Here is a 17,539-nt window from a genome sequence, read left to right on the forward strand (position 1 = left end):
GATGCGGCGAGCTGCTTCACCATCAATAGCCACTTGCCTTAATTCTTCTTCGAATTTTTCAAAATCTTGCATGAGCATGGTCATCGCTTTATATTTTCCGAGCAGGAATTTTGTGCGCTGGATCTCCGCTTCATTCGCTGTTGGAAAGAGTTCCCCTTGTCCCCATGACATCGCCATTCCCCTCAATCCCCTTTGTGATATAATCATTGAGAGTAATGTATTACCGATTGACCCCCGCCCGGCCAAGGATCGGGTCTTTTCACTTTTCTGGAGGTGTTTTTTTGAGCGGTAAAAAGGTGGTTCTAATAATTTTACTTGCCTCAGCACTTGGTATATTGGGTTGCTTTGCATTTATCTATGGTTTTCTTTGGATTGCGTTTAATTGGTAAACCTATTTCGTATATAGTTTGGGAGGATTACTCTCCCCAAGGGTTAAGCATCGGATGCGAAACAACCGCATCCATCTAAGTCGTTCAAGTCAATTTGGTTTCCTAGTCCAGACTCCCATTCCTCGCGTAACTGACGAAGGGTTAATTTTTCCTCATCGCCCTTTACCTCTCTTGTCAAGATGGAAACATCAGTACGCCCGAGATATTCTTGCATGTCAAGCTCTTTCTGTTCGTGGAATAGATATAAACTCCGTTTATTTTGCAGTAGATTTATAAAATGCCCCTGTCCAGCTCGTACACAGAATCCACCGCAGTTGTTATGAGCGAATCCCATATCATAAAGTCGTGGCTTGCGTATCCCATCCTGTTTTAGAGCCTTAAGCATTTCGTGTTTGTCCCAATATGGGGCTTCCGTCATCAGGTGCTTTTACTTCATAAGGAGCCCAACCGCGCTGTATGGCCTCCATACGATGTATTTCCATCCAATCAATGCCGACATATATCAAGGCTTCATCAGGGCCGTACCTTGATTCTACCCACTCACGTGCCAGCTTCTGTTTTAGTTCCGCTGAACACTGAGCCACACGACTGTTCCCGATCCATCGTTCATCATGAAATACTTCCCAGGGATCTCGTCCTTCAGATATCTAGTAAAGCTGAGGTATCCTTTCCATAGCATCCCTGCTGAGCTGATCCAGATATCCTCTACGCATTTCCATGGACTCGTCTACCGATGGGATATGATTGCAGTTTTCCAATAAGACAGACGGCTTTGGGATCCCGTAAATTGTTATTTTCCCATTATTAAGAGACGATACTTGAGCAATTAATATTATTTAGGAGGTCGATGGAATAGTGGCTAGCTTTTTTCAAGGTACCAGCAAAAAATAAACAAGGATTTAAGTGGGGATGTATAAAGGATTGTCACCGGAAAACGCAATATCAAATCAAACGTTGAGGAGATACAAAAAAACAAGCCGAAGAACGCGTCGGTCACGATGAGCAAGATGAACATTCAATTTTCAGACATCCTAGCTGGCCTTTCCTCGCAAGGAATGTGACCTTGTTGTGACCTTATACAAGAAAAGAGACCCCGAGAGGTCTCTTTTTCATTGATATGGCAGGCTTTTGAGGCCCTTTTTACATCATGCCGCCCATACCGCCCATGCCGCCCATATCAGGCATAGCTGGTTTTTCTGGTTCTGGCTTGTCAGCGATAACCGCTTCGGTTGTCAGGAACATAGCCGCAACGGAAGCTGCGTTTTGAAGAGCGGAACGCGTTACTTTCGCAGGGTCAACGATACCTGCTTCGAACATGTTCACCCACTCGTCTGTAGCAGCGTTGTAGCCGATACCGATCTCTTCTTTTTTCAGACGCTCTACGATGACAGAGCCTTCTTTACCAGCATTGGCTGCAATCGTACGGATTGGCTCTTCCAGAGCGCGCAGAACGATGTTTACGCCTGTTTTCTCATCGCCTTGTACTTCCACAGCAGAAACAGCGTTGTATACGTTCACGAGCGCTGTACCACCACCGGATACCATACCTTCTTCAACCGCAGCGCGAGTTGCGTTCAGGGCATCTTCGATGCGCAGTTTGCGTTCTTTCAATTCCGTTTCAGTAGCCGCACCAACTTTGATAACTGCTACGCCGCCAGCCAATTTAGCCAGACGCTCTTGCAGTTTCTCTTTGTCGAAATCGGAAGTGGTTTCTTCCAATTGGTTGCGGATTTGCTTCACGCGAGCATCGATGTCTTCTTTGTTGCCAGCGCCATCCACGATGATTGTGTTCTCTTTGGTTACGCGCACTTGACGAGCTGTACCCAATTGATCGATGGAAGCTGTTTTCAAGTCAAGACCGAGCTCTTCGGTAATCACTTGGCCGCCAGTCAATGCAGCGATATCCTGCAGCATGGCTTTGCGACGATCGCCAAAGCCAGGAGCTTTAACAGCAACCGCGTTGAATGTTCCACGCAGTTTGTTCACGATCAGCATCGCTTGCGCTTCGCCTTCGATGTCTTCTGCAATCAGAACAAGCGGTTTGCCTTGTTGTACGATTTTTTCAAGGATCGGCAGAATCTCTTGCGTGTTGGTTACTTTTTTATCCGTGATCAGGATGTATGGATTTTCAAGAACAGCTTCCATTTTATCCGTATCCGTAATCATGTATGGAGAGATGTAGCCGCGGTCGAATTGCATACCTTCTACAACCTCAAGCTCCGTCAAGAAGCCGCGGGATTCTTCAACAGTGATAACACCGTCTTTACCCACTTTGTCCATAGCTTCTGCAATCAGTTGACCTACTTCATCGTCAGCTGCGGATACGGAAGCGACTTGAGCGATCTCCTGATGGTTTTTCACTTCTTTTGCGATGTTTTGAAGCTCAATAACCGCTGCTTTAACCGCTTTATCGATACCCTTGCGGATAATCATTGGGTTTGCACCAGCTGTTACGTTCTTCAGACCTTCGCGGATCATGGCTTGCGCCAGAACCGTTGCAGTCGTTGTACCGTCACCGGCAACATCGTTTGTTTTGGTAGCTACTTCTTTAACGAGCTGAGCACCCATGTTCTCGAATGCATCTTCCAGCTCGATTTCTTTAGCGATGGTTACACCGTCATTCGTGATGAGCGGGCTTCCGAATTTCTTCTCAAGCACCACGTTACGGCCTTTCGGTCCGAGTGTTACTTTAACTGCATTTGCCAAAGCGTCTACACCTCGAAGCATTGCGCGACGGGCGTCTTCACTGAACTTAATGTCTTTTGCCATGGTATTACATACCTCCCTAGTGGATTAATGAATATTGGAACATGATATATTCAGGCGTTCATTTAGCCTAAGATCGCGTGGATGTCGCTTTCTTTCATAATCAAATATTCTTTACCTTCGTATTTGATTTCTGTTCCAGCGTATTTGGAGAAAATAACGCGGTCGCCTTCTTTAACTTCCAAAGGTACACGAGCGCCGTCTTTCAGGGAGCCACTGCCTACAGCAATAACTTTACCTTCTTGCGGCTTTTCTTTAGCGGAGTCAGGAAGTACAATCCCGAATGCCGTAGTTTCTTCTTGTTCGATCGGTTCTACCAATACGCGTTCACCTAAAGGTCTGATCATGAAAAAATAGCCTCCTTTAAATATGTTGTGATGCTTTTTTCAAAGCTTTATGTATTAGCACTCGACAAGCCTCAGTGCTAACAACCAATTTTATGATACTCAAGTTGTCTCAAAATTTCAAGTCCTTTGCATGATTTTTTGATCATTTTTTTGTAAATTGGACTCCGGTTGGGGTTGTCTCTCAACCCCCTTCTCCATTGTATCCATGACCAGCCAAAATATGCCTGAGTCCTAAGGATGCCTATACAAACATCTATACAAAGAAAGAGCGCCTTCTGCCGATCTCGAAGGTGCTCTTCATGCTTGAGTAAATATTAATCTTCATCCTCTTCGTCCGCCCGTATGTACCGGCTGTCTCGTTCCATGTCCGCCTCTAATTGCTTGCGATAGATCACAGAGGACAGGAACACACTGAATTCATACAGCAGCAGCAGTGGAATCGTGACCAGGAAATCCGATATGAAGTCCGGCGGCGTAATAACAACCGCTATGAATACGAGTGCAAAATAAGACACTTTGCGCATTTTCCGAAGCCGCAGCGGGTTCAAAATGCGGATTTTCGTTAAGAACATTACCACAAGCGGCAGCTCAAACAGCAGGGCCAAGGGCAAAACGAGATTGAACATAAAATTTAAATAATTGGCAATCCCGTAGGTTTCCTGCAGCCCCATACTCTGTGTAATCGCTGTAGTAAATGACAGCGTCATTGGAAACACGATGTAATATCCGAACGAAATGCCCACGATGAACAGAAGGAACGCGTAGGGTACGTAGCGAATGGCCGCTTTCTGCTCTTCTTTGCGAAGTCCAGGCTTTACGAACGCCCATAACTGATAGAAGATCAGCGGAACCGAGATAACCAATGAGAAAATCGCAGCAATTTTCATATAAATCCCGATGCCATCCCAGAAGGAAAAAGCATGCAGTTCAAAGTTCTTCGCTTCTTCCGCTGCCGTCAAATAATGATAGATCGGCTCCGCAACAAAAAGCCCTGCAATCAGTCCGGCTATGAATACCACGAGAACGATAATGATTCGTTTGCGAAGCTCGCCCAAATGCTCGACAAGCGCCATATCTTTCACTTGCTCTGACATGTTAGACACCACCCTGTATGTGACCCTGGCAAAACAAAATCCCTCCCGAAGGAAGGGACTTCACGCCTTGCATTCTAGTATTATTCCGGAAGACGCTTGTCTTCAACCTTGGACGGTTCAGCGGCAACGGCTTGCTGGGGAGCCTCTTCCTTCTTCTTCGCAGGTGCATCGTCAGCAATAATCTCGCGCGCACCATCCTTAAACTCACGGAAAGTTCTTCCGACCGCACGTCCAAGCTCAGGAAGCTTGTTCGGTCCGAACAAGAGCAGCGCCAAAATGACGAGCAAAATAATACCCGGCACTCCGATTTGACTCATATCTATTCTCCTCCTCGTCCTGCTCTATGCCTTCAAAAGGACTTCAGGATGACCTAAATCCATCATGCCTTGCACTACAACAGGTTTTAACTTCAAAGAAATTATCGCACGACAGCAATTGACAAGCTCATATATCGCCATCATACCATAATGTAAATCACATAAACAGTCTAGAATCGTGACAGTTTATTTACATAATTATCTAATAGGGTTCCCCTCAGAGCTGCTCCCGATACTGCCCCGTTACCATTAACAATGCTTCCGGAAGCTGGTCCATGACGGCAGCCAGATTCTCATGCACGCCTTTTGGGGAGCCCGGCAGATTGACAATCAGGGTACGGCCGCGAACGCCGCATACGCCTCGAAACAGCATTGCACTTCGATTCTTCTGCATAACCGTAGCTCGCATGGCTTCCGCAATGCCAGGCACCTCACGCTCAATGACCCGTCTTGTTGCTTCGGGGGTAACATCACGAACCGCCAGTTCCGTTCCCCCTGTCGTCAGCACGAGATCCACTTGGTAATAGTCCGTAAGCTCAATCAGTGCAGCAATAATCTCGTCCTGCTCATCCGGTACGATCCGGTATTCGATAATTTCACCGCTCAGCTCTTCCTCCACCAATTCCCGAATAACCTGAGCGCTCGTATCCTCGCGTTCCCCCCGCGAACCTTTGTCGCTCGCCGTCAGGATCGCCGTTTTCCACACCATCTGCTCTCTCTCCTTCCCACTCGTCCGAATATCTCCTGTATCTATGCATGCCTAAGTTGTTTCTTGTATGTAATCCCCACTCTTGCCGCCGGTTTTGCTCACCAGTTGGGTCGGACCGATGATCATGTCTTTCTGCAATGCCTTGCACATGTCATAGACCGTGAGGGCAGCTGCCGAAGCAGCCGTTAAAGCTTCCATTTCAACACCGGTTTTGCCTGTCGTTTTCACAGTTGTTTCTATATATAATTCATCTCTTGCATTATCACTGAATTCCACGTTAACACCGGTCAGCGGAAGAGGATGACACATCGGAATCCAGTTCGACGTGTTCTTGGCTGCCATTATGGCTGCAACCTGTGCTACCGCGAGTACATCTCCCTTGCCTATCTTTCCTTCTTGGATGCGGATCAGCGTGTCCGGCTGCATTCGGACCGTGGTCTTCGCTACCGCTGTCCGTGCCGTCACATCCTTCTCACTGACGTCTACCATTCGTGCTCTTCCTTGATTATTAAAGTGACTCAATTCCATTCGTTATCCCTCCGTAAACCAGGTCCGGCCTTCCCTGAATATCCCAGGTCGGTAACCAAACCGTCCAAGACTCTGTCGTGTTCTTCCATTGGAACATGCTCCAACACCTGAACCTCGTAGCCTATTCCCACCCACAAGGGCTCCTTGAGGCGAGCCGCATCATGCACTTCATGACAAAGCCTGTCCGCCAGCCGGTCATAATAACCGCCGCCGTACCCTAGTCTTCCGCCGTTCCTGTCAAACGCAAGCCCTGGTACCCAGATGATATCAGGTACGTCATTCATAAACATCTTAGACCTCTGCGGATCGGGCTCCTGGATACCGTATGCTCCCGGGATCAGCTCATCCCATTTCTGAAGCTCATACAGTTCCATCGATCGATCTTGGGGTAGGCTGCGGGGAACGATAACTTGCAACCCATGCTCCCATGCCCACTCGACAAGCGGCCGCGAATCCAGCTCGGAACGGAATGGAACATAAATCATCATGCTCTGAACATGGCACTCTTTCATAACCTCCGAAGCCATCTCGCAAGCCTGCTTCGACCGCTTGGTCCGTTCTTCATCGGATAACTCATCCCTGCGTAAGGTCATGCTCCTGCGCAGGGCATGCTTTGCGGATACCCGCTTAATTTCTTCTTCAGGGTTCAACAACGTGATCGTTCCTCTCACGCTCATAATTAAGTTTAGTTTACCACTGTTCCTTCCTTTAGCCAAGAATGCCGGAAGTCGCCAATCATGGTCGATTGTTCGGCCATTTTCATGTACACTTATTTTAAGATATCAGAAGCGCATGAACCTCAACAGCATGGCCATCCTGATATCGCAACAGAAACAATTTCTAAACGCGGTCTATCTTCTTAGAATATACGTCGGTAGACGTTTTTCTTATAATGAAGAATGAATCATATAGAATGATGGAGGTTTCACATAACATGCTGCTGCAAGCCAATGGCATTACCAAATTATATGGTGTTACGCCCGTACTGGACGGGATCAATTTACAAGTGCTTGAACGCGAAAGAATCGGACTCGTTGGTGTGAATGGAGCTGGCAAATCGACGCTCCTTAAAATTTTGGCTGGCGAAATGTCTTACGATGGCGGACAGATATTCAAGGCTAAGGAAACCACCGTCGGTTATCTTGCCCAGAACAGCGGACTTCAGTCTGATTCGTCGATATGGAATGAGATGCTGGATGTCTTCACCCCTCTGCTGGAGATGGAGCGTGAGCTTCGTCAGATGGAGGAGCAAATTGCCGACCCCAAATCGAGCGAGGACCCCAAAAAATATCAGGAGCTCCTGGATCGTTACGCGATCCGCTCCGACTGGTTCAAGGATCAAGGCGGGTATGAGATCGAAACACGGATTCGCAGCGTGCTGCACGGCATGGGCTTTGGCAGCTTTTCGCCGGACACCTCCATTGCTACATTAAGCGGCGGGCAGAAGACCAGGCTTGCTCTTGCAAAAATATTGCTTCAGGCACCCGATCTGCTCATGCTCGATGAGCCGACGAATCATCTGGATATCGCGACTCTCACCTGGCTGGAGGATTATCTGCGCGGATATTCCGGCTCATTACTCGTCGTTTCCCATGACCGTTATTTCCTGGATCGGCTTGTTACAACCATCGTTGAAATTGAACGCCGTCATTCCAAAAAATATACGGGTAACTACAGCCGTTACATTGAGCTGAAAGCCGCCGAATACGAATCCCAGCTTAAACAATATGAGAAGCAGCAGGATGAAATCTCCCGTATGGAGACCTTTATTCAGCGCAATCTGGTTCGAGCTTCAACAACCAAGCGCGCGCAGAGTCGGCGCAAAGCGCTCGACAAGATGGATAGGCTGGACAAACCGCTGGGTGATCTTAAGAAGGCACACTTCTCTTTTGAAGCCGAGTATATGTCGGGTAAAGATGTGCTTCATGTACGTGACCTGTCGCTCTCGTTTGAGGAAGGCAAGCCCTTGTTCAGACAAGCTTCCTTTGACCTCAGTCGTGGAGAAACCGTCGCTTTGATCGGTCCTAACGGGGTCGGCAAATCAACGCTGCTTAAATGTCTGATTGGTACGATGAAGCCCTCAGCCGGATCGCTGCAATGGGGCACAAAAGTGAAAATTGGCTACTATGATCAAGAGCAGTCAGAGCTTAACCCGAGCAACACGGTTCTGGAAGAGCTATGGGGGACCTATCCTCATATGGAAGAAGCGCGTATTCGTACCGTTCTCGGCAACTTTCTCTTCAGCGGCGAGGATGTGCTCAAGAAGGTCAGCTCCTTAAGCGGCGGTGAAAAAGCACGTGTCTCACTTGCCAAACTCATGCTGCTGGAAGCCAACATGCTTATACTGGACGAGCCTACGAACCATCTTGACTTATTTGCAAAAGAGGTGCTGGAATCGGCGCTGATGGATTACGAAGGCACTTTATTGTTCATATCCCATGACCGTTATTTCCTTAATAAAATGGCGGAGCGCATTCTCGAACTTCATCCGGACGGCATTCAACATTTCCTGGGTAATTATGACGACTATACGGAGAAAAAGCAGGAAATTCTGGATATGAACGATGAGCCTTCCGAGCCGTTTGCCCGCCACACCCTGAAACAGGAGGGGAAAGCAGAGGTTTCAGCCGAGAAACAAGGGGCCGTCTCCTTTGAAGCTGAGAAGCAAGCGAAACGGGAGGAACGCAACCGTCAGCGCAAGCTCGTAAGTCTTGAGGAGCAGATTCATACTTTGGAATCGGAAATTTCCGAACTGGAGACCGAAATGACACTGCCTGAGATCTATCAGGATTATATGGCCCTCCAGGAACGGCAGCAATCGTTAGAGGAGAAAAAACGTCAGCTTGAGCAGATTTTTGCCGAATGGGAGTCATTGCTGGAATCGTAAAAAAAATTTCACAAAAGTGTTTCAAATGAGGTTTTGCATTTATACACAAACTTATCCCCAACAATGGTGCATAAGTTCAACTTGAAAATGGCCGAAATGGCCATTTTTTTATTGTTAAACACGCATTTCCGGTCCTGTATCCAACTTTATCCACCAAGTTATGCACACTATCCACAGTTTTGACCATAAAATCTGAAAATCCTGTCCCCTTTTTTCAAAGCTTTGCAAAACACTGATTTATCGACATTTTTTTTGCTTATGCACATTTTCGGGCGAATATGTGGATAACGTTGTTCACAACTTGACAGATTTATATTTCCTATATAATGAGCTGCTATATAGAATTACTTCTATTTCAATCCAAGTTATACTGAGTTTTTATAAAAAAAGCGACCTTCCTCATTCTGAAAGTCGGAAGGTCACTAGCTGTGGGAACAGCTCATTACACGGGGATTCACATCCCGCTTCTTACAAAGTAATTCTCGTCAGCAGCAACATCTGCTGAAATCCTCCATCTGCACGCTTGCCAGCATCCACACCGTAATGGGCTCCACCGGTTCCGTCCCCATTTATAATGTCATGAGCTTAGCTTCCATTTCTGAATCAAGGCAGGTGTATATGACATCGACCGCTCTCATGTGAATCAACAACGCGACGAGAACTCTGCGTAATCAAACTTTCGGTTGTGGTTGTATCCCGAACTCTGCTGTTCCACCTACACCGACATCAATGCCGAGTTGCATGCAGCGACATAGGCCATACCCGCTGCCATGACGATATCCTGGTGTACAGCCGTTCCGCGGAAAATCTTGCCGGCCTTCTCGACGGTAACTGCGGCCTCCGCATGCGCATCTTCCCCGCTGCTCAAAGAATGGAGCTCCAGATCGCCAAAGGTGATATCGCTGCTAATGCCTTGGCTAATCGCCGATATGACGGCTTGCACGGGTCCCTCTGCTACACTGGAATAGGTGGCTTCCGTTTCCTCGCTCAGATGACGAAGCGTTACGGCTGCAACACGGCTTCTTCCCGTACCCGAGATCACCTGCGCCTCTGTCAGCTCATACACCTGCGCCGGTTTACCCAGCGTGCTGCTGACCATCTGCAGCAGCTGATCATCACTGACCACCTTCTGGCGGTCAGCCGTCTCCTTGAATGTGTCATACAAGGTTTCCATCTCGGCCCCATCGAGCTGAACCCCGTAACGGGCCAGACGATCCTTCAAGGCATGACGGCCGGAATGCTTGCCCAGCACGATCATGCTGCGCGGAATGCCCAATTTGTCCGGGTCCATAATCTCGTAGGTGCTTCGATCCTTCAGAAGACCATCCTGATGAATGCCAGACTCATGCTGGAAGGCATTTCGACCGACCACCGGCTTGTTGAAGGCAATAGGAAAATGCATGGCTCCGCTAACGAGGCGGGAGACTTCGTACAGCTTTTCCGCTGTAATCCCCGTCTCCGCACGCAGCATGTCACCCCGTGTAGAAAGAGCCATCACCAGCTCCTCCAATGCGCAGTTGCCTGTGCGTTCGCCTACCCCGTTTACGGTAACCTCAATCTGGCTGGCACCATTCTGAATGGCGGCCAGGCTGTTTGCAACAGCCAATCCCAGATCATTATGGCAATGGGCGCTGTACGCTACTGTCTTTCCGCCTCGCGCACCTTCCCGTACACGGCGGAACATCTCGCCATACTCATTCGGAAGCGCATAACCGACCGTGTCCGGCAGGTTGATAATCGTGGCTCCCTCTTCAATGACGGCTTCCACCATTTCAATCAGGTCATCGATTCCTGTGCGCGAGGCATCCATCGCTGTGAACTCCACCACATCGCTGAACTGCTTCGCATAAGCTGTCATCTCTCGTGCCCTTGCTACAACATCGGGACGGCTCATGCGCAGTTGATGGCGAAGATGGATGTCGGAAGAGGAAATGAACAGATGGATCCGTCTTCTGGCTGCGTCCCGGGTTGCCTGAACAGCAGCATCAATATCCCCTTTCACTGCGCGTGCAAATCCGCAAATCTCCACCTGCTGCAGCTGTCTTGAGATGGCCTGAACGGCGGCAAACTCACCTGGACTGGACACTGGGAAGCCAGGCTCCATTACATCAACCCCCAGCTCAGCCAGTTTGCCGGCCAGCACAATCTTTTGCTCAGGCTGAAGGCTTGCCCCCGGTGCCTGTTCCCCGTCCCGTAAAGTGGTATCAAAAATTTGGATCGTTCTCATGGACTCCGTCATCTTCCTTGTTCCTCCCTGGTTATGGTATATCCCGGATAGATATTCCGGGTCAATCTCAGTCATCCCATTCTAGCTATGTTCGCTTTACGTCCGCACGTCGACTTGCGTCCGCATATCCCACCCAGCTGCTGCCGGCAGCAAAAAAAGCCCGTCATCTCTTAAACATAAGAGACGACGGGCTTAGACCCTCCGTGGTACCACTCTAATTGACGCCTGTTCACAAGCAGCTATCGCTGTGACATATTAGCGTCCACTCACTGTCCATCTGCTCCTCATACCGGCCGGTTATGAGTTAAGATGAACCTCCTGATTACGGAGGATTCTCCGAAAGAGAGTACTTTAGCATGGTAAGCCATTGGTTCCTGTCGAACCATCAGCGAATGCGTTGTTCCCCTCTTCCGCTCCCGGGCGAGATTCAAAGGCTGCTGCCGCTGCGTTACACCTACCCGCAGCTCTCTGTAAGACAGCTTCCTTCTACTGCTCCCGTTCATCACGTTTATTCGATATGCTGTTATGCCGAATCCTTACTATCTGCGGACCGCTTCTCCGGACACCTGCCCCCGCTGCGCGATTTCATTAATCTGTCAATGGTTCCCCACAGCCTGCTAGAGATATCCCGGCATGCAAAAAAGCCTGCCGTCTCTTTATGCAAGAGACGACAGGCTATCCTATCGCGGTACCACTCTTGTTGACTTTAAGCTCCCAGGCTATACATGCCCGGTCCTTGAAGCCCCCTCAGCCGCCAAATAACAAGTTATTTGTGCGCAGCCATTCTCACGGAGGCCATTCCGTAGCAAAGTCAAACTCCGCAATCTCATTCAAGCCTTAACCATAGGCCATTTCATTGCGTAAGGTTCCCCTGCTCCGCTCCCAGGTGAGTTCAGGTCCCTATCGACTGCGTTGCACCGTCCCGCAGTTCTCTTCATCCAAGGGTAACCATACTAATCCTGTTCATCGCGTTTCAACAATCTGGAATTTGATCATGATTATACGTGCTATGCAGTGAGGTGTCAAGAAGCTTTTAGCTTCATAGCGCTGCCCAAATTTCGAGCGGCATTTGCGGATCGGCCTTCATATCCAGCGGCGTAAAGCTGCCCTGCTTCCATTTCAAATGCGCTGCGGCAGCAATCATCGCCCCGTTATCGGTGCAATACTGAAATGGTGGAATGGTCAGTGAAATTCCTTCCCGTTCGCATCGCTCAGATAGTTCTTTGCGAAGCCCGCGGTTGGCCGCTACGCCACCGCACAGCAGCAGCTGCTTGGCATCGTAAGCTCTGACCGCGCGTACGGCCTTCTCCACCAGCACTTCTACAACAGATTCCTGAAAGCCGCGGGCTATGGCCTCCGTCCGGACTTCCTCTCCACGCATTTTGCTCTGATTCACAACATTTAATACAGCCGATTTCAGGCCGCTGAAGCTAAAATCATACGAATCCGGCTCCAGCCACACGCGCGGCAGGTCCACAACCCCCTCGGCTTCGAGTGCCATACGATCCACATGCGGACCTCCGGGATAGGGAAACCCAAGCGCCCTTGCCACCTTATCATACGCTTCGCCAACCGCATCATCCCGCGTTCTGCCAATCAGTTCGAAGCTGCCCTCGTCTTTCATGTAGACCAGCTCGGTATGGCCTCCGGAAACAACCAGCGCCATGCAAGGATACTCGATATCTCCCACAAACCGGTTGGCATAAATATGGCCGGCAATATGATGCGTGCCGATCAGGGGTTTGTTAAGCGCAAACGCTAGGCTTTTTGCAGCCATAACACCGACCAGAAGCGCCCCAACCAGACCAGGGCCCTGTGTGACGGCTATCGCCGACAAGTCCTTCATGTCAATTCCGGCTTTTGCCACGGCTTCCTCTATAATTAACGTGATGCTCTCCACGTGCTTGCGGGAAGCCACCTCAGGCACCACCCCGCCAAATGCTTTATGCGTTTCAATCTGACTCGCAATGACGCTGGACAATACCTCGTGTCCGTCCTTCACAACGGCAACCGAAGTCTCGTCACAGCTCGTTTCTATCGCTAATATGCAGCTATGCTGCCGATCTGTCATTTCATCCTTCATAGTAGCCCATGACTTCCTTCCTCGCCATCGTCCTCCCGGTAAGGGGGCAGATCTGCCCACATAATAAGTGCATCTTCCTGGTTGTCGGAATAATAGCCCTTCCGGACACCGGCTGGTTTAAATCCTTTTTTAATATATAAGCGCTGGGCAACATGGTTGGATACCCGAACTTCCAGCGTCATTTTTTCCATTCCCATATACGCAGCGGTCTTCATCAGTTCCGTAAGCAGACGATCGCCCCACTTGCGGCCGCGGTACTGCTCCAGCAGCGCAATATTCGTAACGTGTGCTTCATCCACAATCGTCCACATGCCCGCATATCCAACGGTGTGGCCTTCATATTCCATAATCATATAACGTGCAAAATGATTCAGTTTCAGCTCATTGTGAAAGGCTTCCTCGGTCCAGGGTACAGTGAATGCTTCGCGCTCCACCACGAGAACCTCCGGTATATCCTCCAGGGTCATCAACCGAAAGGACAAACCGTCTTCACCTTCTGCCGGCATATTCTGCTGATCCATGACGAATCCTACGCTCCCTTCACCGCTTACGCAGCAGGTTCGCTTCCGCTTCGGAAAGCTGTGTATAATTGGGTATCAGTGTATGCAAATCGTCCGCTTCCCCGGATAACAGCCGGGCTGCTCCCAGGTACCCCATCCAGCGCCCTTCAAGAGAATACGGGTGGATGTGCACCCTGTTTTCAAACCCCGGTTCGAGCTGACGGGCTGTCTCGGCATGGAGATCGACTTCTCCCACAAACCATATGCAGACGGGTCGCTCTTCTTCGGGAAGGCGGGATATTCGTTCCGCAATGGTATTCACCCAGGTCTGCATCAGACGAATGCCGTCTGCTTCTATACGTACCGGGGCTTCTTCCTGGCGCTCTGCACTTGCGGCGAATAATGCCGTGTACACTTGTCCCCGCCTGGCATCCAGCAGCGGAATAACCCAGTGGGTTCCCTTCTCAGCCGAAGCTGAATCCCACCCGGATTCCAGGCCTCCCCATGCCAAGGCATGCAGACTGGATATTCCAACGACCGGAATGTGGTTGGCCCATGCCAACGTTTTTGCCGCAGTTACTGCAATCCGGATACCCGTGTATGAACCCGGGCCGATCCCGACAGCAATGCCCTCGATCTGGTCCATACCAACTCCAGCTTCTGCAAGCGCTTGTGCCATCACCGGGTGCAGATGCACCGAGTGGTTGCGGTCCGCATTCGTATTCACTTCTGACAGCAGCTTGTCCTTCTCCATCACGGATACCGCAAGCGATGCCGTAGACGTATCCAGCGCCAAAAACCGCTGCTGCGGCTTCGTGTCATTGTTGTTCATTCATGCTACCCCATTTTTCATTCAAATCCCGGCACCACTCACCATAGGGCTCGCCCTGGCTTGTGAGTGTGATGTTCCGGTGAGCTTCCCCTGTCGTTTCTAGATGGATATGCAGATACCGCTCAGGCATCAGCTCGGTGATCAGGCTGCTCCACTCCACGAGGCAAACCCCTTCGCCAAAAAAGTATTCGTCCAGTCCAAGCTCATCCGCTTCATCCACCGATAACCGGTACACATCCATATGGTAGAGCGGCAGACGCCCCTCATATTCTTTGATAATTGTAAATGTCGGGCTATTCACAACCCCGTTCACACCAAGATGCTGTGCAAATTGTTTGGAAAATGCCGTTTTTCCTGCTCCAAGATCTCCATCCAGACCGATGACCGTCCCTGCTTCGGCCCGCATGGCCAGCCATGCAGCCAGCTGCTCCGTCTCCTCCAGACTGCTTGAAGTCATTCGAAACTGGCCTTCCGTACGGCCATTGTTCACAGATAACCCACCCTTTATTTATTTTGCCCATATCTAAAAATACTTGATCTTCATTATATCGGTCCTCCCAATCCGCTGCAAGAAAATGAGTATTCCCGATTCACAGAGGTGAAAAAAGGTAAGCGTTAACTAGGTTTGGAAGACTAATACTATGTAGTCACAGATCAAACATTATAGTTATACCGGAACAAAGATACACTATGAATAATGACACCGTAACCCCCTGATCTGCTGACTGGCGATATCCGATTATTTCTCAGGGGGGATTACTTAACGGACGAATCCAGCACAAACACACCTTATCCGGGTTCCGGCGTCATGGAATCTCGACCAAGGTGTGTTGTTTTGGTGTTCATGCTCATGTTGTATTCATACTGCTTCTCGGAAGCAGATACCCTGCGGGAAACTATTCCCCTTCTTTCAACCGGTCAACGTTGACCGTCATCGTATTGGTTGGTCGGGAACCCACCTGAACCGTAGCCATCCCGTTCTGCTGATCCACATGCTCGATCCACACCGACTCCCCTTCCAGGTTGACCTTATGCGTATCCTTCGAGTTAAAAATTTCCACTGCGCGTTGTACATCCATTCGTTAATCCCCCTTCTCCGTCTCTCTTGGCGACTCGTCCACGACCTCCATTGTATCGGTCGTCGAAGGACCAATCAGCCCGTTGTCCAGCGTGACATTGCCTCCGCCAAGACCTTCGTTGATCATCCGGTCAATATCGAACATTGTAGATTCCCGAGATAGCTCGCTCTCCTCCGAGGTCAGGCTGTTCCAATCCACCGTTTCACCGTTGACCGGCTGCGCAGCGGAATGATCAGAAGCCCGGTCCTTCTGTATCTCTTCTGACGTATTGGTTTCATTAGGCTCCATCATGATGAAGATTACCTCCTTATGCGGGCAGAGTTCATCGTCAATATGCCTCAAAACAGTTCTAATTATGCAATCCGGGGCTATAACTCATACTAGAGTCTTTTTTTGGGCACACTAATAGAGGTAATTCAAAAAGTCATCTTTTGATCACGAAGCAGCACATGAAGCTTAATCGACATCGAACTTTGAATTCAGACGGGCCTTCCGGTGCTCACGTAGGTTTTGCCTACGCTCCGCTCCTCAGTCCCTCCCTTCATCCAACCTTCTCGGTGCTGAAAACCTGACTTTTTGAAACACACATTTAGAGGTAATTCAAAAAGTCATCTTTTGATCACGAAGCAGCACATGAAGCTTAATCGACATCGAATTTTGAATTCAGACGGGCCTTCTGGTGCTCACGTAGGTTTTGCCTACGCTCCGCTCCTCAGTCCCTACCTTCATCCAACCTTCTCGGTGCTGAAAACCTGACTTTTTGAAACACACCATTTATAGTCGGCGTAAATAGCGTTTACTACACGGTCATACTCAAACATATTAGAATTTGATAGGAGGTTTCATAGAATGCATACGGTATGGAAGGGCGCTATCAGCTTTGGTCTGGTGCATGTGCCTGTCAAGATGTTCTCGGCTACAGAAGACAAGGATATTTCTATGCGTTACATTCACAAGGAATGCGGCAGCCCGCTCTCTTACATTCGTAAATGCCCTGTATGTGAAGAGGAAGTGGCCTGGGAGGAGATTACGAAGGGGTACGAGTATGAGAAGGGCAAGTTCGTGCTCTTTGAAAAAGAGGAGCTGGATCAGCTCGCGGAACAGAACAGTAAAAACATTACCATTCTGGACTTTGTGGATTTGACCGAAATCGACCCGATTTACTTTCAAAAAACCTACTACCTCTCGCCGGACCAAGCCGGCGCCAATGCCTATCGGCTGCTGCTGGAAGCGATGAAGCAGTCTGGCAAGATCGGCATCGCCAAAATCGCCATCCGCTCGAAGAGCAGCCTTGCCGCGATTCGGGTGCTGGACGAATGTCTTTCGATTGAGACCATATTCTATCCCGATGAAATCCGCCCGATATCCCAAGTACCGAACTTGCCTGAGAAAACCGAGGTCAATTCCAAGGAGCTGGATATGGCCAAACTGCTGATTGATCAGCTATCGACTCCCTTCGATCCTGAGAAATATACCGATGATTATCGAGAGCGTCTGCTGGATCTTATCAACAGCAAAGTATCCGGCGAAGAGATCAAGATAGCTCCTGCCCGTCAGGAGACCAATGTCGTCGATCTGATGGCTGCCCTTCAGGCCAGCATCGAAGCTGTGAAGCCGATCGGAACGGACCCCGGCACGAAACCGAAACCGCGTAAGTCCACCCGGAAAACCGCGGCCAAGGAGCCTGCCGCCAAGGTCAGCGGCGGTGAAGCGGATACGGATGCACCGAAGCCGAAGCGCCGGAGCACTAAATCCAAGAAATCCGATTCTGATTCCTGATC

At 49.5% G+C, this 17,539-nt stretch carries 17 protein-coding genes and 1 other annotated feature; of the genes, 2 read left to right on the forward strand and 15 right to left on the reverse strand.

Annotation, left to right across the window (positions count from 1 at the left end):
- Positions 1-432: 432 nt before the first annotated feature.
- The 8 genes from PVOR_RS30850 to PVOR_RS25585 all read right to left on the reverse strand — a co-directional run bounded on the left by PVOR_RS30850 (position 433) and on the right by PVOR_RS25585 (position 6,827).
- Entirely contained in the window at positions 433-807 is a 375-nt protein-coding gene (locus PVOR_RS30850; protein ID WP_006212451.1) for a hypothetical protein, read from the reverse strand.
- 722 nt (positions 808-1,529) lie between these two features.
- The gene (groL, locus tag PVOR_RS25555) at positions 1,530-3,158 is read right to left on the reverse strand and encodes a chaperonin GroEL (protein ID WP_006212453.1); all 1,629 of its coding nucleotides are present in this window, start codon (positions 3,156-3,158) and stop codon (positions 1,530-1,532) included.
- Positions 3,159-3,220: 62 nt separating this feature from the next.
- Positions 3,221-3,502 carry a co-chaperone GroES gene (gene groES, locus PVOR_RS25560; RefSeq protein WP_006212454.1) on the reverse strand — a complete coding sequence of 94 codons (282 nt, stop codon included), beginning with the start codon at positions 3,500-3,502 and terminating at the stop codon, positions 3,221-3,223.
- Positions 3,503-3,816: 314 nt separating this feature from the next.
- Entirely contained in the window at positions 3,817-4,596 is a 780-nt protein-coding gene (tatC, locus tag PVOR_RS25565) for a twin-arginine translocase subunit TatC (protein ID WP_006212455.1), read from the reverse strand.
- Between the two features lie 80 nt (positions 4,597-4,676).
- Positions 4,677-4,913 carry a twin-arginine translocase TatA/TatE family subunit gene (locus PVOR_RS25570; protein WP_006212456.1) on the reverse strand — a complete coding sequence of 79 codons (237 nt, stop codon included), beginning with the start codon at positions 4,911-4,913 and terminating at the stop codon, positions 4,677-4,679.
- A 217-nt stretch (positions 4,914-5,130) separates the two neighbouring features.
- Positions 5,131-5,622 (reverse strand): MogA/MoaB family molybdenum cofactor biosynthesis protein, encoded by a 492-nt coding sequence (locus tag PVOR_RS25575; RefSeq protein ID WP_006212457.1) that lies wholly within the window; start codon positions 5,620-5,622, stop codon positions 5,131-5,133.
- Positions 5,623-5,673: 51 nt separating this feature from the next.
- Positions 5,674-6,150, reverse strand: a complete 477-nt coding sequence (moaC, locus tag PVOR_RS25580) for a cyclic pyranopterin monophosphate synthase MoaC (RefSeq protein ID WP_006212458.1) — start codon at positions 6,148-6,150, stop codon at positions 5,674-5,676.
- Complete coding sequence (locus PVOR_RS25585) at positions 6,141-6,827, reverse strand: 5-formyltetrahydrofolate cyclo-ligase (RefSeq protein ID WP_231887934.1); 687 nt, start codon at positions 6,825-6,827, stop codon at positions 6,141-6,143. Before PVOR_RS25585 ends, moaC begins: the two co-directional genes overlap by 10 nt.
- Positions 6,828-7,084: 257 nt before the next feature.
- Here PVOR_RS25585 and PVOR_RS25590 point away from each other — a divergent pair, with 257 nt between their 5' ends.
- A complete protein-coding gene (locus PVOR_RS25590) occupies positions 7,085-9,037 on the forward strand; it encodes an ABC-F family ATP-binding cassette domain-containing protein (RefSeq protein WP_006212460.1) in 1,953 nt (650 codons plus the stop codon).
- 715 nt (positions 9,038-9,752) lie between these two features.
- Here the strand turns inward: PVOR_RS25590 and PVOR_RS25595 are convergent.
- The 7 genes from PVOR_RS25595 to PVOR_RS25625 all read right to left on the reverse strand — a co-directional run bounded on the left by PVOR_RS25595 (position 9,753) and on the right by PVOR_RS25625 (position 16,049).
- Entirely contained in the window at positions 9,753-11,276 is a 1,524-nt protein-coding gene (locus PVOR_RS25595) for a 2-isopropylmalate synthase (protein WP_006212461.1), read from the reverse strand.
- 164 nt (positions 11,277-11,440) lie between these two features.
- Positions 11,441-11,776: a binding site (T-box leader), on the reverse strand.
- Positions 11,777-12,303: 527 nt separating this feature from the next.
- Entirely contained in the window at positions 12,304-13,347 is a 1,044-nt protein-coding gene (gene tsaD / locus PVOR_RS25600) for a tRNA (adenosine(37)-N6)-threonylcarbamoyltransferase complex transferase subunit TsaD (RefSeq protein ID WP_006212462.1), read from the reverse strand.
- Complete coding sequence (gene rimI, locus PVOR_RS25605; protein ID WP_006212463.1) at positions 13,344-13,868, reverse strand: ribosomal protein S18-alanine N-acetyltransferase; 525 nt, start codon at positions 13,866-13,868, stop codon at positions 13,344-13,346. The genes tsaD and rimI overlap by 4 nt, the downstream gene beginning before the upstream one ends.
- A gap of 19 nt (positions 13,869-13,887) precedes the next feature.
- Positions 13,888-14,679, reverse strand: coding sequence for a tRNA (adenosine(37)-N6)-threonylcarbamoyltransferase complex dimerization subunit type 1 TsaB (tsaB, locus tag PVOR_RS25610; RefSeq protein ID WP_006212464.1), 792 nt, complete (start codon positions 14,677-14,679; stop codon positions 13,888-13,890).
- On the reverse strand, positions 14,666-15,136 hold the full coding sequence (gene tsaE / locus PVOR_RS25615; RefSeq protein ID WP_006212465.1) for a tRNA (adenosine(37)-N6)-threonylcarbamoyltransferase complex ATPase subunit type 1 TsaE: 471 nt from the start codon (positions 15,134-15,136) through the stop codon (positions 14,666-14,668). The genes tsaB and tsaE overlap by 14 nt, the downstream gene beginning before the upstream one ends.
- A gap of 439 nt (positions 15,137-15,575) precedes the next feature.
- Positions 15,576-15,758 (reverse strand): H-type small acid-soluble spore protein, encoded by a 183-nt coding sequence (locus tag PVOR_RS25620; RefSeq protein WP_006212466.1) that lies wholly within the window; start codon positions 15,756-15,758, stop codon positions 15,576-15,578.
- Positions 15,759-15,761: 3 nt separating this feature from the next.
- A complete protein-coding gene (locus PVOR_RS25625; protein WP_006212467.1) occupies positions 15,762-16,049 on the reverse strand; it encodes a hypothetical protein in 288 nt (95 codons plus the stop codon).
- Between the two features lie 558 nt (positions 16,050-16,607).
- Between PVOR_RS25625 and ku the strand changes: the two genes are divergently transcribed.
- Positions 16,608-17,537: a non-homologous end joining protein Ku gene (gene ku, locus PVOR_RS25630; RefSeq protein WP_006212468.1), complete on the forward strand. Its 930-nt coding sequence runs from the start codon at positions 16,608-16,610 to the stop codon at positions 17,535-17,537.
- Positions 17,538-17,539: the final 2 nt, after the last annotated feature.

This window comes from Paenibacillus vortex V453 (genome assembly GCF_000193415.1).
Taxonomy (GTDB): domain Bacteria; phylum Bacillota; class Bacilli; order Paenibacillales; family Paenibacillaceae; genus Paenibacillus_AQ; species Paenibacillus_AQ glucanolyticus.